This is a genomic window from Acutalibacter muris, from assembly GCF_002201475.1.
Classification (GTDB): Bacteria; Bacillota; Clostridia; order Oscillospirales; family Acutalibacteraceae; genus Acutalibacter; species Acutalibacter muris.
On sequence record NZ_CP021422.1, the window covers coordinates 2,241,256 to 2,259,791 of the forward strand.

General features: G+C 58.3%; 20 protein-coding genes. 6 read left to right on the top strand and 14 right to left on the bottom strand.

All coding sequences use genetic code 11. From position 1 onward, the window contains the following. Positions 1-20: 20 nt before the first annotated feature. From ADH66_RS11485 to ADH66_RS11510, 6 genes are read left to right on the top strand one after another with little or no spacing between them, the layout of a single operon-like run. On the top strand, positions 21-1,196 hold the full coding sequence (locus ADH66_RS11485) for a phosphoribosylaminoimidazolecarboxamide formyltransferase (RefSeq protein ID WP_066540677.1): 1,176 nt from the start codon (positions 21-23) through the stop codon (positions 1,194-1,196). After that, a complete protein-coding gene (locus ADH66_RS11490; protein ID WP_066540675.1) occupies positions 1,196-1,879 on the top strand; it encodes an HAD family hydrolase in 684 nt (227 codons plus the stop codon). The genes ADH66_RS11485 and ADH66_RS11490 overlap by 1 nt, the downstream gene beginning before the upstream one ends. A 22-nt stretch (positions 1,880-1,901) precedes the next feature. Next, positions 1,902-3,191, top strand: coding sequence for a phosphoribosylamine--glycine ligase (gene purD / locus ADH66_RS11495; protein ID WP_066540672.1), 1,290 nt, complete (start codon positions 1,902-1,904; stop codon positions 3,189-3,191). A gap of 11 nt (positions 3,192-3,202) precedes the next feature. After that, the gene (locus tag ADH66_RS11500; protein WP_066540670.1) at positions 3,203-3,508 is read left to right on the top strand and encodes a TraX family protein; all 306 of its coding nucleotides are present in this window, start codon (positions 3,203-3,205) and stop codon (positions 3,506-3,508) included. Between the two features lie 25 nt (positions 3,509-3,533). Further along, positions 3,534-4,226, top strand: coding sequence for a Type 1 glutamine amidotransferase-like domain-containing protein (locus ADH66_RS11505; protein WP_066540667.1), 693 nt, complete (start codon positions 3,534-3,536; stop codon positions 4,224-4,226). A 27-nt stretch (positions 4,227-4,253) separates the two neighbouring features. Continuing rightward, the gene (locus tag ADH66_RS11510) at positions 4,254-5,546 is read left to right on the top strand and encodes a Gfo/Idh/MocA family protein (RefSeq protein ID WP_066540657.1); all 1,293 of its coding nucleotides are present in this window, start codon (positions 4,254-4,256) and stop codon (positions 5,544-5,546) included. 79 nt (positions 5,547-5,625) lie between these two features. Here ADH66_RS11510 and ADH66_RS11515 read toward each other — a convergent pair whose 3' ends face one another. The 14 genes from ADH66_RS11515 to ADH66_RS11580 form a co-directional block, all read right to left on the bottom strand. Next, the gene (locus ADH66_RS11515) at positions 5,626-6,522 is read right to left on the bottom strand and encodes a 4Fe-4S dicluster domain-containing protein (RefSeq protein WP_084384521.1); all 897 of its coding nucleotides are present in this window, start codon (positions 6,520-6,522) and stop codon (positions 5,626-5,628) included. A gap of 4 nt (positions 6,523-6,526) precedes the next feature. Then, positions 6,527-6,994 (bottom strand): NUDIX hydrolase, encoded by a 468-nt coding sequence (locus tag ADH66_RS11520; RefSeq protein ID WP_066540655.1) that lies wholly within the window; start codon positions 6,992-6,994, stop codon positions 6,527-6,529. After that, the gene (locus ADH66_RS11525; RefSeq protein ID WP_066540653.1) at positions 6,994-8,229 is read right to left on the bottom strand and encodes a galactokinase; all 1,236 of its coding nucleotides are present in this window, start codon (positions 8,227-8,229) and stop codon (positions 6,994-6,996) included. Before ADH66_RS11525 ends, ADH66_RS11520 begins: the two co-directional genes overlap by 1 nt. 51 nt (positions 8,230-8,280) lie before the next feature. Further along, complete coding sequence (gene ligA, locus ADH66_RS11530; RefSeq protein ID WP_066540651.1) at positions 8,281-10,266, bottom strand: NAD-dependent DNA ligase LigA; 1,986 nt, start codon at positions 10,264-10,266, stop codon at positions 8,281-8,283. A gap of 24 nt (positions 10,267-10,290) precedes the next feature. After that, on the bottom strand, positions 10,291-11,235 hold the full coding sequence (pyrF, locus tag ADH66_RS11535) for an orotidine-5'-phosphate decarboxylase (RefSeq protein ID WP_066540648.1): 945 nt from the start codon (positions 11,233-11,235) through the stop codon (positions 10,291-10,293). A gap of 26 nt (positions 11,236-11,261) precedes the next feature. Further along, on the bottom strand, positions 11,262-12,524 hold the full coding sequence (locus tag ADH66_RS11540; RefSeq protein ID WP_066540645.1) for a dihydroorotase: 1,263 nt from the start codon (positions 12,522-12,524) through the stop codon (positions 11,262-11,264). 20 nt (positions 12,525-12,544) lie between these two features. Then, a complete protein-coding gene (locus ADH66_RS11545) occupies positions 12,545-13,321 on the bottom strand; it encodes a YdcF family protein (protein ID WP_066540642.1) in 777 nt (258 codons plus the stop codon). A 152-nt stretch (positions 13,322-13,473) separates the two neighbouring features. After that, a complete protein-coding gene (locus ADH66_RS20050) occupies positions 13,474-14,010 on the bottom strand; it encodes a DUF3795 domain-containing protein (RefSeq protein WP_066540634.1) in 537 nt (178 codons plus the stop codon). Positions 14,011-14,012: 2 nt separating this feature from the next. Next, positions 14,013-14,399 carry a class I SAM-dependent methyltransferase gene (locus ADH66_RS11555; protein ID WP_066540631.1) on the bottom strand — a complete coding sequence of 129 codons (387 nt, stop codon included), beginning with the start codon at positions 14,397-14,399 and terminating at the stop codon, positions 14,013-14,015. 2 nt (positions 14,400-14,401) lie between these two features. Continuing rightward, a complete protein-coding gene (gene hisE, locus ADH66_RS11560; RefSeq protein ID WP_066540629.1) occupies positions 14,402-14,725 on the bottom strand; it encodes a phosphoribosyl-ATP diphosphatase in 324 nt (107 codons plus the stop codon). A gap of 1 nt (position 14,726) precedes the next feature. Next, a complete protein-coding gene (gene hisA / locus ADH66_RS21500; protein WP_066540627.1) occupies positions 14,727-15,818 on the bottom strand; it encodes a 1-(5-phosphoribosyl)-5-[(5-phosphoribosylamino)methylideneamino]imidazole-4-carboxamide isomerase in 1,092 nt (363 codons plus the stop codon). Between the two features lie 4 nt (positions 15,819-15,822). Next, a complete protein-coding gene (locus ADH66_RS11570; RefSeq protein ID WP_066540625.1) occupies positions 15,823-16,884 on the bottom strand; it encodes a radical SAM protein in 1,062 nt (353 codons plus the stop codon). 16 nt (positions 16,885-16,900) lie between these two features. Next, the gene (gene hisB / locus ADH66_RS11575) at positions 16,901-17,476 is read right to left on the bottom strand and encodes an imidazoleglycerol-phosphate dehydratase HisB (protein WP_066540623.1); all 576 of its coding nucleotides are present in this window, start codon (positions 17,474-17,476) and stop codon (positions 16,901-16,903) included. Continuing rightward, entirely contained in the window at positions 17,473-18,528 is a 1,056-nt protein-coding gene (locus tag ADH66_RS11580) for a pyridoxal phosphate-dependent aminotransferase (RefSeq protein WP_066540622.1), read from the bottom strand. The genes hisB and ADH66_RS11580 overlap by 4 nt, the downstream gene beginning before the upstream one ends. Positions 18,529-18,536: the final 8 nt, after the last annotated feature.

The following is an 18,536-nucleotide window of genomic DNA, read 5'->3' on the forward strand; positions in this document are numbered from 1 at the left end:
TTCAAGAAAGGTCGTGCCCTATGGCTAAGGAAATTTCACTTAAATATGGCTGCAACCCTAATCAGGTCCCCTCCAGGATATTCATGAAAGAGGGCGAGCTGCCTTTGCAGGTGCTCAACGGCCGCCCCGGCTATATAAACTTCCTGGACGCCTTCAACAGCTGGCAGCTGGTGCGGGAGCTTAAAATGGCTACCGGCCTGCCCGCCGCCGCTTCTTTCAAGCACGTGAGCCCCGCCGGGGCCGCGGTGTATGTGCCGCTTTCCGACACCCTAAAGAAAATATACTTCGTGGACGACTTGGAGCTCTCCCCCATTGCCAGCGCCTATGCCGCCGCCCGTGGTGCGGACCGTATGTCCTCCTATGGCGACTGGGCCGCCTTGTCCGACGTGTGCGACAAGGAGACGGCCACACTGCTGGCCCGAGAGGTTTCAGACGGCATTATCGCCCCCGGTTATACCGACGAGGCTTTGGCTATCCTCAAGACCAAGCGCAAGGGCAATTACAATGTGGTGCAGATAGACGAGAGCTATGTGCCCGCCCCTATCGAGCATAAGGACGTGTTCGGGGTCACCTTCGAGCAGGGCAGGAACGAGCTGAAAATAGACGCGAGCCTTCTTGAGGACCTTCCCACCGCCAACAAAAACCTGACGGACGAAGCAAAGCGTGACCTTATCGTATCGCTGATTACACTAAAGTATACTCAATCCAACTCTGTATGCTACGTAAAGAACGGTCAGGCCATCGGCGTGGGCGCGGGCCAGCAGAGCCGGGTACACTGCACACGCCTTGCGGGCAATAAGGCCGATAACTGGTATCTGCGCCAGTCCCCCCGGGTGCTTGAGCTGCCCTTTAAACCCGGCCTCCGCAGGCCCGACCGGGACAACACCATCGATGTATACATCTCCGACGACTACATGGACGTTTTGGCCGATGGCCAGTGGGAGAACTTCTTTACGGAGAAGCCCCAGCCCTTCACCCGGGAGCAGCGCCGCCAGTGGCTGGACGGCATGACCGGCGTGGCCCTGGGCAGCGACGCCTTCTTCCCCTTCGGCGACAATATCGAGCGGGCACATAAGTCAGGCGTACAGTTCATTGCCCAGCCCGGCGGCTCCATCCGTGACGACAACGTCATAGAGGTCTGCGACAGGTACGGCATAGCCATGGCCTTTACGGGTCTCCGGCTGTTCCACCACTGATGCGCCGGGCCATATTCTGGGACTTTGACGGGACCCTTACCACCGGGGAGCCTAGCTGGCGCTCCTGTCTTATGATGGCCCTGGGGCCGCTGGCGGAACGGTATGGGGTAACCGAGGAAAAGCTGCGCCCTTTCCTGAAAAGCGGCTTTCCCTGGCACCCGGACGGCGACGGCAGCCTTGTGGGGGAAGCCTTCTGGGGGGTGCTGTTCCATAAGTTTTCGGCGGCGTTTGATAGCTTTGGGGTCCCAAAGCCGGAGTCCGAAGCCGCCGCCCGGCGGGTGCGGGATATCGTTCTGGACAAGAGCCTGTACCATGTGCGGCCCGATGCGGCGGCTGTCCTGGCGGTATGCGCCTTTAAGGGGTATAAGAATTACATCCTCACCAACAACTTTCCCGAATGGGAGAGTCTGTTCGAGGGGCTGGGGCTCAGACAGTTCTTCTCAGGAATAGTCAATTCCGGCACCGTTGGGGCCTGCAAGCCCCACGAGAGGATATTCCGCATCGCCGAGCGCGCCGCCAATTTCCCCTCCCTTATTTGGATGGTGGGCGATAACCCCATAGCGGACATCGGGGGCGCGAAAAATGCCGGGTGGCACACGGCCCATATCACAAGGCCCGGGGCAGCAAACTCCGGGGCAGAGGTTACCGTCACCTCCCTCAGCGAACTGCTCAAATTTCTTTAACCTTTGGAAAGGACTGGTAAAAATGGATATATTGCTCGACATACTTGTCGTCGGCAGCGGCGGCAGGGAGCATACCATCATCCGCAAGCTCAAAGAGAGCCCCCGGGTGGGTAAGCTCTACTGCGCCCCCGGCAACGGCGGCATCTCGGCGGACGCGGAGTGCTGCAAGGTGGACGCTATGGACAAGGAGGGTATGCTGGCCCTGGCAAGAGAAAAGAAAGTGGACTTAGTGTTCGTGGCCCCGGACGACCCTCTGGGGGCCGGTATGGTGGACTATCTCGAGGCGGGCGGCTTCACCTGCTTCGGACCCAATCAGAAGGCAGCCGAGATAGAGAGCAGCAAGGTGTTCTCCAAGAACCTTATGAAAAAGTATGGGATACCTACCGCCAGTTACGAGGTGTTCACCTCTCCTTCTGAAGCGCTGGCATACATAAAGAAGCAGGACAAGTACCCGGCGGTCATCAAGGCCGACGGCTTGGCTGTGGGCAAGGGGGTCTTCGTCGCCCAGAACGAGCAGGAGGCCGCCGAAGCCCTGCATTCCCTGATGGAGGAAAAGAAATTCGGCTCCTCCGGGGACCGGGTAGTGGTGGAGGAGTTCCTCACCGGACCCGAGGTCACCGTGCTGGCCTTTACGGACGGCCACGCCATGTGCCCGATGGTAAGCTCCATGGACCATAAGCGGGCTTATGACAACGATATGGGCCCCAACACCGGCGGCATGGGCACCATCAGCCCCAGCCCCTTCTATACCGACGAGATCGCCAAGGTCTGCATGGACACTATCTTCCTGCCCACCATGAACGCCATGAACGCCGAGGGCCGCAGGTTCAAGGGCTGTCTTTACTTCGGCCTTATGCTGACCCCCGACGGCCCCAAGGTGATAGAGTACAACTCCCGCTTTGGAGATCCCGAGACCCAGGTGGTGCTCCCCAGGCTTGAAACGGACCTGGCGGACATTATTAAGGCCGTGGCCGATGAAAAGCTTAGCGAGCTGGACATCAAGTGGTCGGAGGACGCCTGCGCCTGCGTGATAATTGCAAGCGGCGGCTATCCGGGCAGCTACGAAAAGGGCAAGCTTATCACCGGCCTGGACGGGAACGGCCAGCTTGAGGGCGCGACGGTCATACACGCGGGTACGAAGCTTGAGAACGGAAAATACTACACCTCCGGCGGGCGCGTGCTGGGCATTACCGCCAAGGGCGTAGACCTCAGGGAGGCGCTGGATAAAGCCTATAAGGCGGTGGAAAAGGTGTCCTTTGAGGGGGCGTTTTATCGTAAGGATATCGGAAGGGCTTGCTTTTCCTCGGAATAAGGAGGAGCGGTATGACATGGCAAATCGTTAAAATAATTGCCATTGTTTCAATGACACTGGACCATGCGTCCAAGACATTCCTTACCCAGCAATTACTCGTTGAAAATCTGGGTATGAGCCTGACTGTCTCCTTCTGGCTGCTTCATGCCATGGAGGCACTTGGGCGCATTGCCTTTCCACTCTACGCTTTCGGCATCGCTCAGGGGTGTACATACACTAAGAGCCGGGGTAAGTTCCTTCTGCGCCTGCTTCTGTTCTATGGGCTGAGCCAGTGGATAGGTCCCCTTGAGATAAACTGGGACAATGCAATGCCATAACAGACTTGGAAAGGGAATGAGGCCCATGAGCGCCTGGCAGAACGTACTATTGACCGATTCGGGATTTTTTGACCCCTTTGACCTAAAACGGCCCCTCGCGCCCATAGTGGAGCGTTTCGCCCAGATGGTGGGCAAGCCCTTTTCCCAGGCCCGGGTGTTGTTCGTCCCTGCCGCAGCCTGTGACGAGGAATCACGGCAACTGGCGGATATACTCCAATGGGAGTTGGAAAAGCTTAGCTTTCTTCCTGAGCATATCACCGCCTATGAGCTGGACGGCTCTTTAAGCGATAAGGAGGTTCTGGACTTTGACGTGATGTTCTTCACCGGCGGGTGGTGCGAGCACCTTTTAAAGCTCATCAAGCAAACGCATTTCAACGAGTTGATCCAAAAGTTCGTGTTCTCCAATAAGGTCTACGTGGGTGTCAGCGCGGGCAGTGTGATTGCCACTCCCAATATCATGGGCTGCTTTGGCGGTGCAGAGAGCGAGGAGACCTCCTCTCTGGGGCTTATACCAGCGTACATCGACTGCCACTGCGACCTGAAGCCCGGCTTGACAGCTAAACGACTTCCTCTCCCCCATATTCTGCTGCATTTCAACCAGGCTTTGGCTGTCAGCTCCGGCGGCTTCCAGCTGCTGGAGGACCGTGAGGCCCGCCATACCATTGACTGGACATACCCGCCGCGGTTTGGCGTGGAGGTGTTCCGGCCTATCGACTAAAAGCATCTGGAAAGGATGATACATATTATGAACGCACCTATAACCTTCGCCATCGCTGGCTTCGGCGATCGGGGCAGCACCTACGCCTCCATGCAGAAACTCTTCCCGGACCGCATGAAGGTGGTTGCCGTGGCCGACCTCAACCCGAACAAGGTCAAAAAGGCCCGGGAGCTCTATAATATTCCCGAGGAAAACTGCTTTGCGAGCGCCGAGGAGATGTTTGAAAAGGGACGGCTTGCCGACGTATGCGTGGTGTCCACCATGGACCGCCAGCACGTGGGCCATGCCATACCCGCCCTGGAACTTGGGTATCATGTGCTCATGGAGAAGCCCATCTCCCCCGATATAGAGAAGTGTCGGGAGATACTAGAGGTCTCGAAAAAGCACCCGGACCAGCATATCATACTCTGCCACGTCCTGCGGTACACCAACTTCTATAATACCTTAAAGGACATCATCGGCAGCGGCAAAATCGGCGAGGTGGTCTCTATCTGCGCCAACGAGAACGTGGGCTACTGGCACCAGGCCCACTCTTTTGTGCGGGGCAACTGGCGCAATTCTGATGAAACCAGTCCAATGATTTTGCAGAAGTCCTGTCACGATATGGACATACTCACATGGCTTGTGGGCAAAAAGTGCAAGTCCGTGTCGTCCGTCGGCGGCATACACCTGTTCAAAAAGGAGCGCGCACCGGAGGGCTCCACCGACTACTGCCTGGGGGGCTGCAAAATCAAGGATGAGTGTATCTTTGACGCGGAGAAGATATATCTCACCGGCGAGAAGACCGGGCTTATGCAGGGCGGCAACTGGATAAGCTCCGTGCTCAGCGTGGAAAACACTGTCGAGTCCACCTATGAAGCGCTGCGCAACGGTCCCTATGGCCGCTGCGTGTACCACTGTGACAACAACGTGGTGGACCATCAGCAGACAAATCTGCTGATGGAGGACGGCACCACTATCCAATTCACCATGTGCGCCTTTACAGAGGACTGCTACCGCTATTTCAAGGCCATGGGCACCATGGGCGAGATAGAAGCCGACATGAAGTCCAACGTCCTCCGCGTGCGGGTCTTCGGCAAGGGCGAGGAGGTCATGGACCTGAAGGCCATGTCCGCTGACCTTAAAGGCCACGGCGGCGGCGACAGCGGCATTGTCGAGGACTTCCTTAACATGCTTATCGATGGCGCGGAGCCCACCGAACGCACCACCACCCTGGAACACTCCATGGAGAGCCACTATGTGGCCCTGGCAGCGGAGGAGTCCCGGCTGAACGGCGGAAAGCTGGTGGATTTGGAGGAGTTCCGTAATAGGGGTATATAAAATTATCCAGCGTAAATAAACCAGGCGCACAGGGTCTCCCCCGGGCGCCTGGTTTCTGCTTATCTCAACTGAATACTTTTTACAGCAGCTGCTTTTCCACTTCCTCAAAGCCAAGCCGCTCCACCGTGTCCGCGAAGCGCTCTCCCTGCTGTCCCTTGTCCTGGAACAGAGTGATGGCTTTTTCTATCACGTCCAGGACCTCCTCGGGGCTGGTAAGCAGCTTACCGAGGAATTTTCCCCTTGCCACCTTCTTGCCCCAGCGCCCACCAATATATACCTTATATCCAGGCACATACTCCTCAAAGGCCTTGAAGGGACATTTGTTAATGCAGCGTCCACAGTGGTTGCACTGAGCATCGTCTATGAGCACTTTACCGTCCACCACCTTGGGCACGTGTATTGGACAGTTCTTCTCTATCTGGCAGACCTTGCAGCCCCGGCACTTCTCCAGGTCTATCACCGGCACTCGCTGGCCCACTATGCCCAGGTCGTTAAGGTCCGGCTTTACGCAGTTATTGGGGCAGCCGCCCACGGCTATCTTGAACTTATGCGGCAGCTTCACGTCGTGCCAGCCCTCATAGAACCTCTTGTGGATGGCCTCCGACAGGGCAAAGGTGTCGATAAGGCCGTACTGACAGGTGGTCCCCTTGCAGGACACCACCGGGCGCACCTTGGCCCCCGTGCCGCCGGTCTCAAGACCGCGCTCCTTTAAGAACTCTCGCAGGGGCTCGATGTTCTCAAAGGGCACCTTCTGTATCTCCGCCGTAAGGCGCACCGTCAGCGCCACTTGGCCGTTTCCAAACTTCTCTGCGGCCTCGGCAACCGCAGCAAGCTCCTTGGCGGTCATTTTGCCGTTGCGGGTTATCACACGGCCGTTAAAGCAGTCGGGGGTTGTCTTGTCCCAGAGGAAGCCAAGTCCCTTTACTCGGGTTATCTCCTCGGCCGGTATGCCGGGTTTCCTCGTCTCATTCAGCATATTCTCAGCTCCTAAAATTTTTTCGCATTTGCAGATATTTATTCACGGATATTATCTCCATAGGCGAGATATTTTCCGGCAGCTCCGCTATGGGGAAGAACCTCAGCTCACTGACCTCGCTCTCCTGTGGCTTCAGCGTACCGTGAAATTTCCTGCACACAAACTTCACATCGATTACGTACACCTCGTCGCCGTTGGGATAGGTGTAGTGGGTGTCCTCGCCGGAGAAGACTCCCAGAAGCTCCAACTCCTCTGCTATGAGGCCGGTCTCCTCGAACATCTCGCGCTTTGCGCCCTCCTCCACGGTCTCCCCAAGCTCAACAGCGCCGCCGGCCGTTCCCCAGCAGTGGTTGTCAATGCGGAGCCCTAAAAGCAGCTCGCCCCGCTCGTTCTCCACAAAGACTCCTGCGCCCACCATCTGTATGGGCTGGTGGCCCACGTAGTCACGCAGAAATTTGATATATCCCGTCATTACTCCTTTACCTCCACACCGCCGCAGCCGCGCACGGACAGCACATAGCAGCTGCCCTTGCCAAAGACCTTCTCCATACCCTCGCGGTAGCTGTCAAGTATATCGAAGGGCACATAGGCCTGGATCGTTCCCGCAAAGCCGCCGCCGTGTACCCGGCAGGCCCCCCGGCCGTTCAGCAGCCGTTCCGACACAGAAAGGGCCAGGGTTATCCCCTGCTCGATGGGGCTGGCTGGAGCGAACACGTTTTGGAGCCGCTGGATGGAGGACTTTCCGGAGGCCTTTACCCTCTCCAGGAACTTCTCAAAGTCCTTGTCCCGCAGGGCCTGGGCCTCCTCATGGGCCAGCCTGTCGTCGTCAAAGAAGTGCATGGCACGAAGGGCCGGGCGGTCTCCAACGGCCTTGCGCACCTCGCCCAGCTTATCGTAGAACTCCGCTTCGTCCACCTCCCGCAGGAACTCCTTGCCAAAGAACTTCGCCACTGCCTTCATCTCCTGGGGGATGGACGCATAATCGGCGGTAAGGTCCGCATGGTTGCCGCCGGTGTCCACAACGCACATGGCGTGCTTATAGGCGTTCAGGTCAAAGGAGACGTTCTCCACCTGTGGCTTCTCAGGGTCGGCAAAGTCCATTGCAGTGACGCTGCCCATGGAGCTGGCCATTTGGTCCAGAAGGCCCGAGGGCTTTCCGAAGTAGACGTTCTCGGCGTACTGGGCAATCTTGGCGGCGGCTATTGGGTCTATATTGCCGTCGTTATACAGATGGCTCACAACGGTCACCACCAGTATCTCAAAGGCCGCCGAGCTGGAAAGGCCGGAGCCCTTTAGCACCCTTGTCTGAGTATAGCACTCAAAGCCGCCGATATTATAGCCCAGCTCCTTACACCGGGCGCAGATGCCCCGGATTATGGCCTGAGAACCGCTTGTCTCCTCTCTGGGCTCCAGGTCGCTTAAATCCACCTCGTCCATGCGTGGGTATTCCACAGAGCGCAGGCGGGCTATGCCGTCCTCCGTCCTCCGCGCCATGCCTACGATATCCAGGTCTATGGACGCCGCCAGCACCCTGCCGTGATTATGGTCGGTGTGATTGCCGCCGATCTCCGTGCGCCCCGGGGCACTGTAGAAGCTTGCGCCTTCAGAGCTGCCAAAGGTCTCCTCAAAGCCTGCGCGTATCTTCTGATAGCGCTCCGCCTGCTCCTGCCACTGTCCGCCGTATAGGTCTTTCAGATTGGTTGTCATAAATTTACCCTCACTTTGGTTTGATTATTTATAATTATGGCCTGAAAAACTTTATCCGTTCAGCATAGCCATAAGCTCCTCCTCGCTGAGCACCGGGACTCCCAGGCTGTCTGCCTTCAGGAGCTTGCTGCCGGGATCTTCGCCCGCCAGTACATATGAAGTTTTTTTGGAGACCGAGCCGGTCACTTTGCCGCCGTTGCGCTGGATAATATCCGAAGCCGCTTTGCGGCTGAGGGTGGGCAGCGTCCCGGTTAGCACAAAGGTCTTGCCCTCAAACAGGGAGCCCGCCTGTTCCTTTTCCTCGGCCCGCATATTCACTCCCAGCGCGGCCAGGCGGTCCACCAGCTCCCGGGCGCTTTCGCGGGAGAAGAAGTCCACTATCTCCTCGGCCATCACCCCGCCGAAGCCGTTTATCTCAGAAAGCTCCGGGACAGTTGCGGCCATGACCCGCTCCATGCTTGGGAAACTGCCGCATAAAAGCTGTGCGGCCTTGGCCCCGATATGGGGTATGCCCAGGGCATAGACCAGCCGGTAAAGGTCGTTCCGCTTTGATTTTTCTATGGCGTTCACCAGGTTTTCGGCGCTCTTTTTGCCCATGCGCTCCAGCTCCGCCAGCTGCCTGGCAGTAAGAGTGTACAGGTCCGCCGGGGAGCTTATAAGCCCCTCCCGGGTCAGTTGCTCAAGTATGGCCGGGCCCAGACCGTCGATGTCCATTGCGTCTCTACCGGCGAAGTGGATAAGGTGCCGAAGGAGCTGGGCCGGACATTGGGGGTTAGTGCAGCGGGTGGCCGCCTCCCCCTCGTGACGGGAGACCGGCTCGCCGCAGGAGGGGCATACCTCCGGCAGCAGGAAGGGCTCCGTGCCCTCCGGGTTCTCCACCACCGACACCACCTCGGGGATTATCTCACCGGCTTTGCGCAGGATTACCCTCGACCCCACGCGCACGTCCTTTTCTGTTATAAAATCCTGGTTATGGAGCGTGGCGCGGCTGACTGTTGTACCGGCCAGGGTCACCGGCTCAAACACCCCGGTGGGCGTCAGCACTCCGGTGCGTCCCACATTTATCTCAATATCCAGCAGCGTCGTCTCCTTTTCCTCCGGCGGGTATTTGAAAGCCTCCGCCCAGCGGGGGAACTTGGCCGTACTGCCCAGTTCCTCCCTCTGGGAGAACGAGTTCACCTTCACCACGGCCCCGTCTATAGGAAAGTCATACTCACCGCGCTTCTCTCCTATCTCTCGTATAAAGCGGAGTATCTCCTCCATATCCCCGGACTTAAAATAGCTTGGCGGCACTGGAAAACCCAGCTCCCGCAGCCGCTCCAGGGCTTGATCGTGGCAGGTGAACTCCTCGCCCCTTATCTGCTGGACATTGAATACGAAAATATCCAGCCCGCGTCCTGCCGTGATCTTCGGGTCCTTTTGGCGCAGGGATCCGGCGGCGGCGTTGCGGGGATTTTTAAAAGGCTTTTCCTCTAAAAGCTCCTGGCGCTCGCACAGCTTCTCAAAGCCCGAATCGGACAGATACACCTCGCCGCGCACCTCTAAAAATGGTATTGGGCTCTCTAGCCTCTTCGGCACGGTCTTGATGGTGCGGATATTCTCCGTAACGTCCTCGCCGGTATGGCCGTCCCCCCTGGTGGAACCCCGGGTAAACGTCCCGTCCACATATTCCAGGGCCACGGAAAGGCCGTCGAACTTGGGCTCTACTATATATTCCGGCCCGTCCACCGCCTCCCGCACCCGGCGGTCGAAGTCCCGCAGCTCCTCCTCTGAGAAGGAGTCGTGCAGGCTCTCCATAGGCACCTCATGCACCACCTCGGCAAAGGTATTGTACACCTTCCCGCCCACCTGGCGGGTGGGAGAGTCCTCGGTCACCAGTTCCGGATACTGGGCCTCCAGCTCCTCAAGGCGGCGGTAAAGCTTGTCGTAGTCAAAGTCGCTTATCTCCGGGTCGTCCTCGGTATAGTATTTCCTGCCGTGATAGCGTATCTGCTCCCGGAGCTCAGAAAGCTCCCGCTCCACTGATGTCTTGTCCATAAACTACCTCGTTCCGTATTTTTCTTACGTTGCCGGCAGGCTGATACCCCCAAGCCTTGCCATTATCTCGTCGCGCATACGCACGGCTTCGCGCCTTGCGGCCCCGGCATAGTCCTTGGGGTCGCAGCCCTCCTTCTGCCAGGCGCACATTATCCCCCGGGAGGAGTTGACAATCGCCCCGCAGCCGTGCTTATCAAAGCCCGGGGCCACGTCGTCGGCGGCGCCCCCCTGGGCCCCATAGCCCGGCACCAGGAAGAAGGTGTTGGGGAGAGCTTTGCGCATCTCTTTAAGCTGCTTTGGGTACGTGGCCCCCACCACCGCACCCACGCCGCTGTAGCCGTATTTGCCCGGGAGCTTCAGGCCCCATTGCTGGCACATATTGCCCATGGCCCTGTATACCGGCTCGTACATGGCATGGAGCATCTGATCCTGAAGCTCGCCGGAGGAGGGGTTTGAGGTCTTTGCCAGCACGAAGATGGCCTTGTCATGAGCGGAGCAGACCTTCAAAAGGGGCTCTATGCCGTCGCTGCCCAGGTAGCCGTTCACCGTCAGAGCGTCCGCGCCAAAGGCCTCGAAGGTCTCGCCCTCTACGTCGGTCGTGCCAAGATGGGCGGCGGCATAGGCCTCCATAGTGGCGCCGATATCGTTGCGCTTGCCGTCCACGATGACAAACAGGCCCTTGGACTTCGCGTAGGCTATGGTCTCAGCAAGGGCCCGCATACCCTGCCAGCCGTACTGCTCGTAGTAGGCCGCCTGGGGCTTTACGGCGGGCACGACATCACAGAGCGCGTCAATAAGCCCCTTATTAAACTCCAGCAGCGCTGCCGCCGCACCCTCAAGATTCTTGCCGTGCTCCTCAAAGCACTTCTCCTTGATATGCCCGGGGATAAAGCTCAGCTTGGGGTCGAGCCCGGCCACAGTGGGGTTTTGCTTGCGCATGATATTCTCCAACAGTCTGTCCATTGACATGTATATCGCTCCCTTTAGCTTATTATTTACAGTTCAAAGACTTTTTTACCCTTTAGATAAGTGATCCGCACCCTGCCGGTAAGCTCCATACCCTTAAAAGGTGTGTTTTTGCTCCTGCCGTGTAACTTATCCGGGTCCACGGTCCAAGTCTCCTCCGGGTCAAAAAGCACTATGTCCGCCCTCGCCCCGGGCTTTAATGTACCGGCGGGTATGCCCAGTATCCTTGCCGGGTTGTTGCTCATGAGGGCTATGACCTCTCTAAGCTCCAGTTTACCACGCAAGGCCGTCCACACGGCGGCAAAGGAGGTCTCCATACCGATGGAGCCGTTGGGGGCTTTTCCAAAGTCTGCCTTCTCCTCCGGCGTATGTGGGGCATGGTCGGTAGAGATTGCGTCAAGAGTGCCGTCGGAAAGGGCCCGTATAAGCGCCTGACGGTCCTCTTCGCTGCCCAGGGGCGGGTTCATGCGGCAGTCCGCGTCCCGGGCCTCCAGGGCGCTGTCCGTCAGCAGCAGGTAGTGGGGGCAGGTCTCCGCCGTCACCCGCACGCCCCGGCGCTTCGCGTCCCTGATAAGCTCCACCGAGCCCCTTGTGCTCACGTGGCAGATATGCACCGGCGCGCCTATGCTGGCCGCGGCGGCTATCTCCCTTGCCACCCCGCAGTCCTCGGCGGCGGGGGGTATGCCCGGAACGCCAAGTCTCTCCGAAACAGGGCCCAGGTTCATGAGCCCGCCCTCCGCCAGATCTAAATCCTCGCAGTGGGCTGTGAACACCAACCCCAGCTTTTCGGCCTTCGCAAGGCCCTCCAGCAGGCACAGAGAGCTCTGTACCGGCTTACCGTCGTCGCTGACGGCGACAGCCCCCGCCGCTTTCAGCGCCGCCATATCCGTGCACTCCCGGCCCAGCATACCCTTTGTGACACAGGCGGCTGTGTATACGTTGGCGCAGGCCCTCCCGGCGCGTTCCAAAAGATCCGCCACCAGCTCCGGGCTGTCCATGGGCGGCGTTGTGTTCGGCATGGCCAACAGGCTGGTAACGCCCCCTGCCGCCGCCGCACGGCAGGCGGAGTACACGTCCTCCTTATGGGTCTGTCCCGGGTCCCGCAGGTGGACGTGCATATCAACAAATCCCGGCGCGGCTATGAGCCCCCGGCAGTCGACCACCTCACAGCCCTCCGGGTCCAGGCCCTCCCCCAGGGCGGCTATTCTCTCACCTTCAATCAGGAGGTCCCCAATAAAATCCAGTCCCTGGGAAGGGTCGATAACCCTCGGTCCCTTCAACAGTATTCCCACACAGCGCTCCTTTCCGGGCCCTAGCCCCGGTGTAATATCAGTTCTTCTATATACCATTTTGTCAGCGACAGAAGCTCGCGGCCATAGTAGCTGGGATAGATGATGGGGTCTGTCTCCGCCGCCAGGCCGCTGGCCGTGAACCCCGCGCTTTCAGCAAGGCGCACTGCCCGGTACAAGTGGAAGCTCTGGCTGACCACCACCACATTTGTATCAAGGCCGTTCTCCCTGGCCGTCTCCATGGCGTACTCCAGGTTCTCCCTGGTGTTCCGGGACTTGTCCTCAGCAAAGACCCGCTCCGGCTCAAGGCCCCGGCGGATAAGGGCGTTTCTAGAGGTCAGGGACTCGGGGCAGGGTTCGTTGCTTCCCTGCCCGCCTGTGACTATGCATTTGGACTCTGGGTTCTCCTTCAGGTACTCATAGGCTCGGTCCACCCGGTTGCTGAGGCTCACCCCCATGCGCTCCGCGCTGTAGACCTGGGCCCCCAGTACGATGACATTTCTTCCAGAGGGAGGCGTCACCGCCTGGTATGAGACTATCAGCACCGTTAAATACCCCGCCCAGCAGAGGCCCAGGGCATAGAGCACTGCGGCAGTCCTGGCCATTGCCCTTCTCCAGCCGCCCTTTTCCACCATGCCCTTATACTTCATAGCTATGCCCATACCCAGCCCGCATACGGCGATGCCGAACATGGAGCCCTCTGCGAAGCCGCCGTGCAGCACGGGCATACAGAACCACAATATTCCTAGGGCGCAGAGAATAATAAACGCCGCTTTCAGCCATTTCCAGTGTCTTTTCATATCTTCAGCCTTTCTTAATTACCCACTCTCTTATATTATACATCATTTTCCGCCGAAGGTAAACTATTCTTTTGCGGTTCCCGGACTTTTTTCCAAATCGCCCCGGATATGCAAAATGGCCCCGGCTGCCGCGGGGTCATTTTATCGCTATATTACTTATCCCTGCCAAAAAAGCCCCTTTCGCAGGCTTCCCTTTCCGGGCAGTCCTTACAGGCGTATACGCCCCTTCCTCCGGCGCAGGTCACATTTGGGCACCGCTTATCCTCATATAGAGTGCCGAAGGAGCAGTGGGGATACTGGCTCCGGCAGCCGCCGCACCACTGGGTATAGGGACAGTCGTCGCAGTCGTTGCCGCATACCCCCATGGGGTCTACGCCCTCCCGGGCGACCTTCACCAGCGCGGCCTTGACTTTTGAGCAGTTCTCTATGCGCGCGCCGGGCGGGGTGTCGCCGTGCTCCGGGTCATTGGAGTAGCTTTTCAGCAGCTCACAGGCAAAATCCTCACACTCGCCGCAGAATTTTCTGCCCCGGCTTATAGCGCAGTCCGCCAGGTTGCAGGAACCGTGGAAGGGCTTGCCGCCGGTGGCTATGCAGCCGCCGCAGTTCATAGTTTCCTTAAATTCACACTCCGCGCAGCATAGACCGCAGTATGTATCGACAGATAAATACAATTTGTCAAATTCAGTCACAATTATTCTTCCTTATATACTAGTTTCCCTATCATAATAAACCTGTGCTGTAACACGCCGTTTTCGTCGTGATAGTACCCCTGATGGCTGTACATCAGGCGAAAACCCGCCGCTTTGAGCTTCGGGCCCTCATTCTCTAAATTATATCCCGGATTATCCGGCCGGTTCCTGCCGCCTATCTGCTGGGTGACGAAGAAGCCGTTTTTGCGAAGCGCCCTGACGACCTCGCCCAGGTCATACTCTGTCTGGTACGCCGTCACCAGATCGAAGCTGCCGTCCTCAAATTCCGGCGTATCCCCGCGTATGTCAAGCCGCTTTATCCCCGGCTTCAGGAAATCGCTGACTTTTTGCTCATAGCTCCAGGGGAGCGGACCAATCTGCCATACCATACTCAAGTGTCCTTATCCACCTGGTGGAACTTTTTAAGGTTCCCCTGTTTTTGGGCCCGGCGCTGGAGCTCGGCTTTTACCTGCTCCCAGGCGATACCCTCGTTGGCCATGAGCACTGTCAGGTGGTAGAGAAGGTCGCTTATCTCCCCTATGGTGTCCTCTTTCCTGCCGTTTTTTGCGGCTATAATGACCTCGCCGCACTCCTCGGCGCATTTTTTAAGTATCTTGTCAAGCCCCTGTTGGAACAGATAGCCGGTGTAGGAGCCCTCCTGCGCGGAAACCTTGCGGTCCAGCACCACCTGATACAGGCTTTCCATAGCGTCCATTCTATTTTTCCTCCTCCTTCTTCTCACCTAAAAGCTCCTTAAAAAAGCACGTCCTGTTGCCTGTGTGACAGGCAGGACCATTGGACTTTACCCTCACCAGCAGCGTGTCGTTATCGCAGTCGGCAGTAACGCTCACCACCTTCTGGGTGTTGCCGGAGGTCTCCCCCTTGTTCCACAGGGCCGCGCGGCTGCGGCTGTAAAACCATGTATAGCCGGTGTCGATGGTCTTTTCCAGGGCCTCGCTGTTCATATAGGCAAGCATCAGCACCTCGTTGGTATCCGCCTCCTGTACGATGGCAGGCACAAGGCTGGACTTCACAAAGAACCGCTCCAGCTCGTCGTTAACCGCCGCCTGGGTTTTTGCCCTCCTCCCGGAAAACTTGTGACAGACCCGGACCGCCGCCTTTAAATCCAGTGTCCCGGCATACAGCGCCTTGCCCGCTATAGCGCCGTACAGCCCCAGATCGTAGAGGTTGATGATGTCCAAAAGACTGCTCACTCCGCCGCTGGCAATAATATTGCAGCTTACCGCCCGGTTCAGCTTATCGAGCATCTCCAGGTTCGGGCCGGACTGGGTGCCGTCCTTATGGATGTCGGTGCAGATTATATACTGCACGCCTATGCCCTCCATGCGCTTGGCCACTTCAATATAGTCCATGCCGCTCTTTTTCGTCCAGCCCTCTGCGGCGGCAATGCCGTCAATAGCGTCTATGCCAACGGCTATCCGCTTGCCATAGGCGCACACAGCCTCCTTCACAAACTCCGGGTCCCCCAGTGCCGCCGAGCCCAGTATCACCCTGGACGCGCCACCCATCAGGTAGTCCTCCACGGTGCGCATACTGCGTATGCCGCCCCCCACCTCCACGTGCATACCGGCGGTCTCGGCGGTGTTCAGTATCAGCTCGTGGTTTATGGGCCTCCCGGCCTTTGCGCCGTCCAGGTCCACCATATGCAGCCAGTGCGCCCCCTGTTCCCGAAAGCTCTCCGCCGTCTCACGGGGGTCCCCGGCCACTACTTCAGCCGTCGAATAATCCCCCTGGAAAAGCCGGACACATCTGCCCTCATGTATGTCTATGGCAGGTAAAATAATCATAACATCACTCCTGTGCCTCCCGCCGGCAATAGCGGTTCAGCAGGTATTCTATATAGTCCTCCCGGCCAAAGAGCCTTTTGCTCTCAGGGTCGCCGCAGTCCCTTACAAGCTCCTTCAGCGGCACTGTGGCCCGCACATACTGGGCGGGGCTTTTGTCCCCTTTTAGCCGGTCCAGTATCTTCTCCGCGCCGTCGGTCTTTAGATTGCCCAAAAGCCACGGCTCCGAAGGTACGCCGATGTTGGGCGTAACATTAAATTCACCGTCTATATACAGCACCGCCGGAGCGGTACTGCCAAGGCTCTCCGTGGTATCGTCCTCTATCAGCTCTCTATAGAGTTCCCGCTCCTCGCGCCCGAAGACCTCCTGTATCGTGCGCTTATTGAAGTGCTTTAGGGTATACTTCGCCAGCTTGTCGGGTATCTTCTTTAAATCGTCACTTGTGACCCATATGGGATAGAGCTTCTCCCCCTCGCCGTCACAGGAACCCTGGTGCACAAAGCACGCAAAGGGTATGCCTATACCCTCACAGCGCTTTTCAAGCTCCAGTCTGTCAATAAGCTCCTCCACCTTATAGAGCTCCTGTACGGTCTGCTTATTGACAAAGGCCTGTATCCTCGGGGCAATGCCGTTTTCAAGCAGCACGTCTATGGCCTTTAGTATGTCCTGATACGCGCCCCTGCGCCCGGTAAAAGAGTCGGTCAGCTCCTCCCCGCCGAACAGGGTCAGCTGTACATATTTTACCCCCAAGCCCTTGAGCCAGGGAGCGTACTCCCCGTCCCGGGCCAGCCGCCAGACGCTGGCGAGCTCGAAGCGCTCCGGCGGCCTATCAGGCGAGGACAGCTCCTTGCAGAGCTCCCACTTCTCCTTATAGTCGCCCCCGAAGTCCGGCTCCCGGTTCCAGTCGTAGACGGTAAGGGTCTTGGCATAGGGCCGGAACGCCTCCGCTACAAAGCGCAGGTCGCTCTCCGTCAGCTTTGGGTTTGGCCGCCAGCCCACAAAGCAGTGGCGGCAGCGGTTTGGGCAGCCCAGCATATCCAGGACCGCCGATATATTCTCATATTGCATAAAAGTATCCCCTAATTTATAATACCCCTTTGGAGGACAGCACCCCCCCTTCGGTAACCTCCGCCGCGTCTTTAAGGGCGTGGGCGAAGGCTTTGAACATTGCTTCTATCATATGGTGGGAATTTTTGCCGTATCCGCACCGCAGGTGCAGGGTTATCTCCGCGTTCATAGCCACGGCCCGGAAGAACTCCTCGGTCATGCAGCAGTCGAAGGCTCCCGTGACCGCCTGAGGGAAGTCCCCCTCAAAGACCAGAAAGGGCCGTCCGCTGATGTCCAGGGCGCAGAAGCCCAGGGCCTCGTCCATGGGTATAAAGGCGTGGCCATAGCGCTTTATGCCGGAGCGGTCCCCAAGGGCCTCCTTCAAGGCCTGCCCCAGCACGATGCCAACGTCCTCCACCGTATGGTGACAGTCCACCTCCAGGTCCCCCCGGGCCCTGAGCTCCAGTCCCAGCCCGCCGTGTACGCAGAGTGCCGTCAGCATATGGTCAAAGAAGCCGACGCCGGTGGAAATGTCCCGGCTCCCGCCGTCCAGGGACAGCCGGAGCTCTATGTCGGTCTCGTGGGTCTTGCGGTGTATCTCTGCCGTCCTCATCTGGTCTCCTCCAGTATTTCAGCAAATTTTGTAAGGAACGCCCGGTTCTCCTCCGGAGCCCCGCAGGTCACCCGCAGGAGCCCCCCGGTGTACCGCACAGCCACACCCCTTTTAAGGAGCTCCTGCTGTACCTCCCTGCCGTCCTCCATGTCCAGGGCCGCAAAGTTGGTCTCTCCTGGCAGCAGGAGGAACCGCCCCGGGTGCTTCGCGCCTATCTCCGCCAAGCCGCCCAGTAACGCCTTGCGGGATATCATTATCCTCCCTAGCGCCTCCCTGAGAAGCTCCGGCCTGCTGAGCACAGCAGTTCCCAGGACCTGGGACAGGCTGTTCACGTTGTACGGCGACTTTGCTGCCCGTATGGCATTCGCAAGCTCCGGCCTTGCCACCGCAAAACCCAACCGAAGGGCCGCCATGCCCATTGCCTTTGAACAGGTGCGAAGAATAATGAGGTTGTCAAAATCCTCCTCTTCACCCAGCAGACTCTCCCTTGAAAAGTCCATATAGGCCTCGTCCAGCACCACCAGCCCCTTGACCCCGCGCACCAGACGGCGCGTCTGCTCCCGGCGTAGCACCAGGGAGGTAGGGTTGCAGGGGTTGCTGAAAATGAGCAGGCGCACCTCCTCCCTGTTACAGGTATCTATCACCTGGTCCACGTCTATTGCCCAGCCGGGCTTCTCAAGTGCTATATGCCGCCCCTCGGCCAGATGCCCCCCCTGGGCGTACATGGAGAAGTCCGGCTCCAAAGTGGCGAAGGCCTCTCCGCCCATTAAGAAGCCCGAAAAAATCACCGATATAAGCTCGTCAGAGCCGTTTGACGCCACCACATGTCCCGGGTCCACGTTATAATACTCCCCGAAGGCCCGGCAGAGCTCCGCCGCCGCCGGGTCCGGGTAGCGGTTGAATTTCATCTCATCTATGGCCGCCTTTGCCGCGGCTATGATTTCCCCCGGCAGAGGTAAAAAGGACTCGTTTGCGTCAAGGCGGACGCAGCCCGGCCCGTCCACCGGGGCATACGGGCTGAGAGCCCGCAGCTTTTCATTTAGTTCATACATAATCTGCT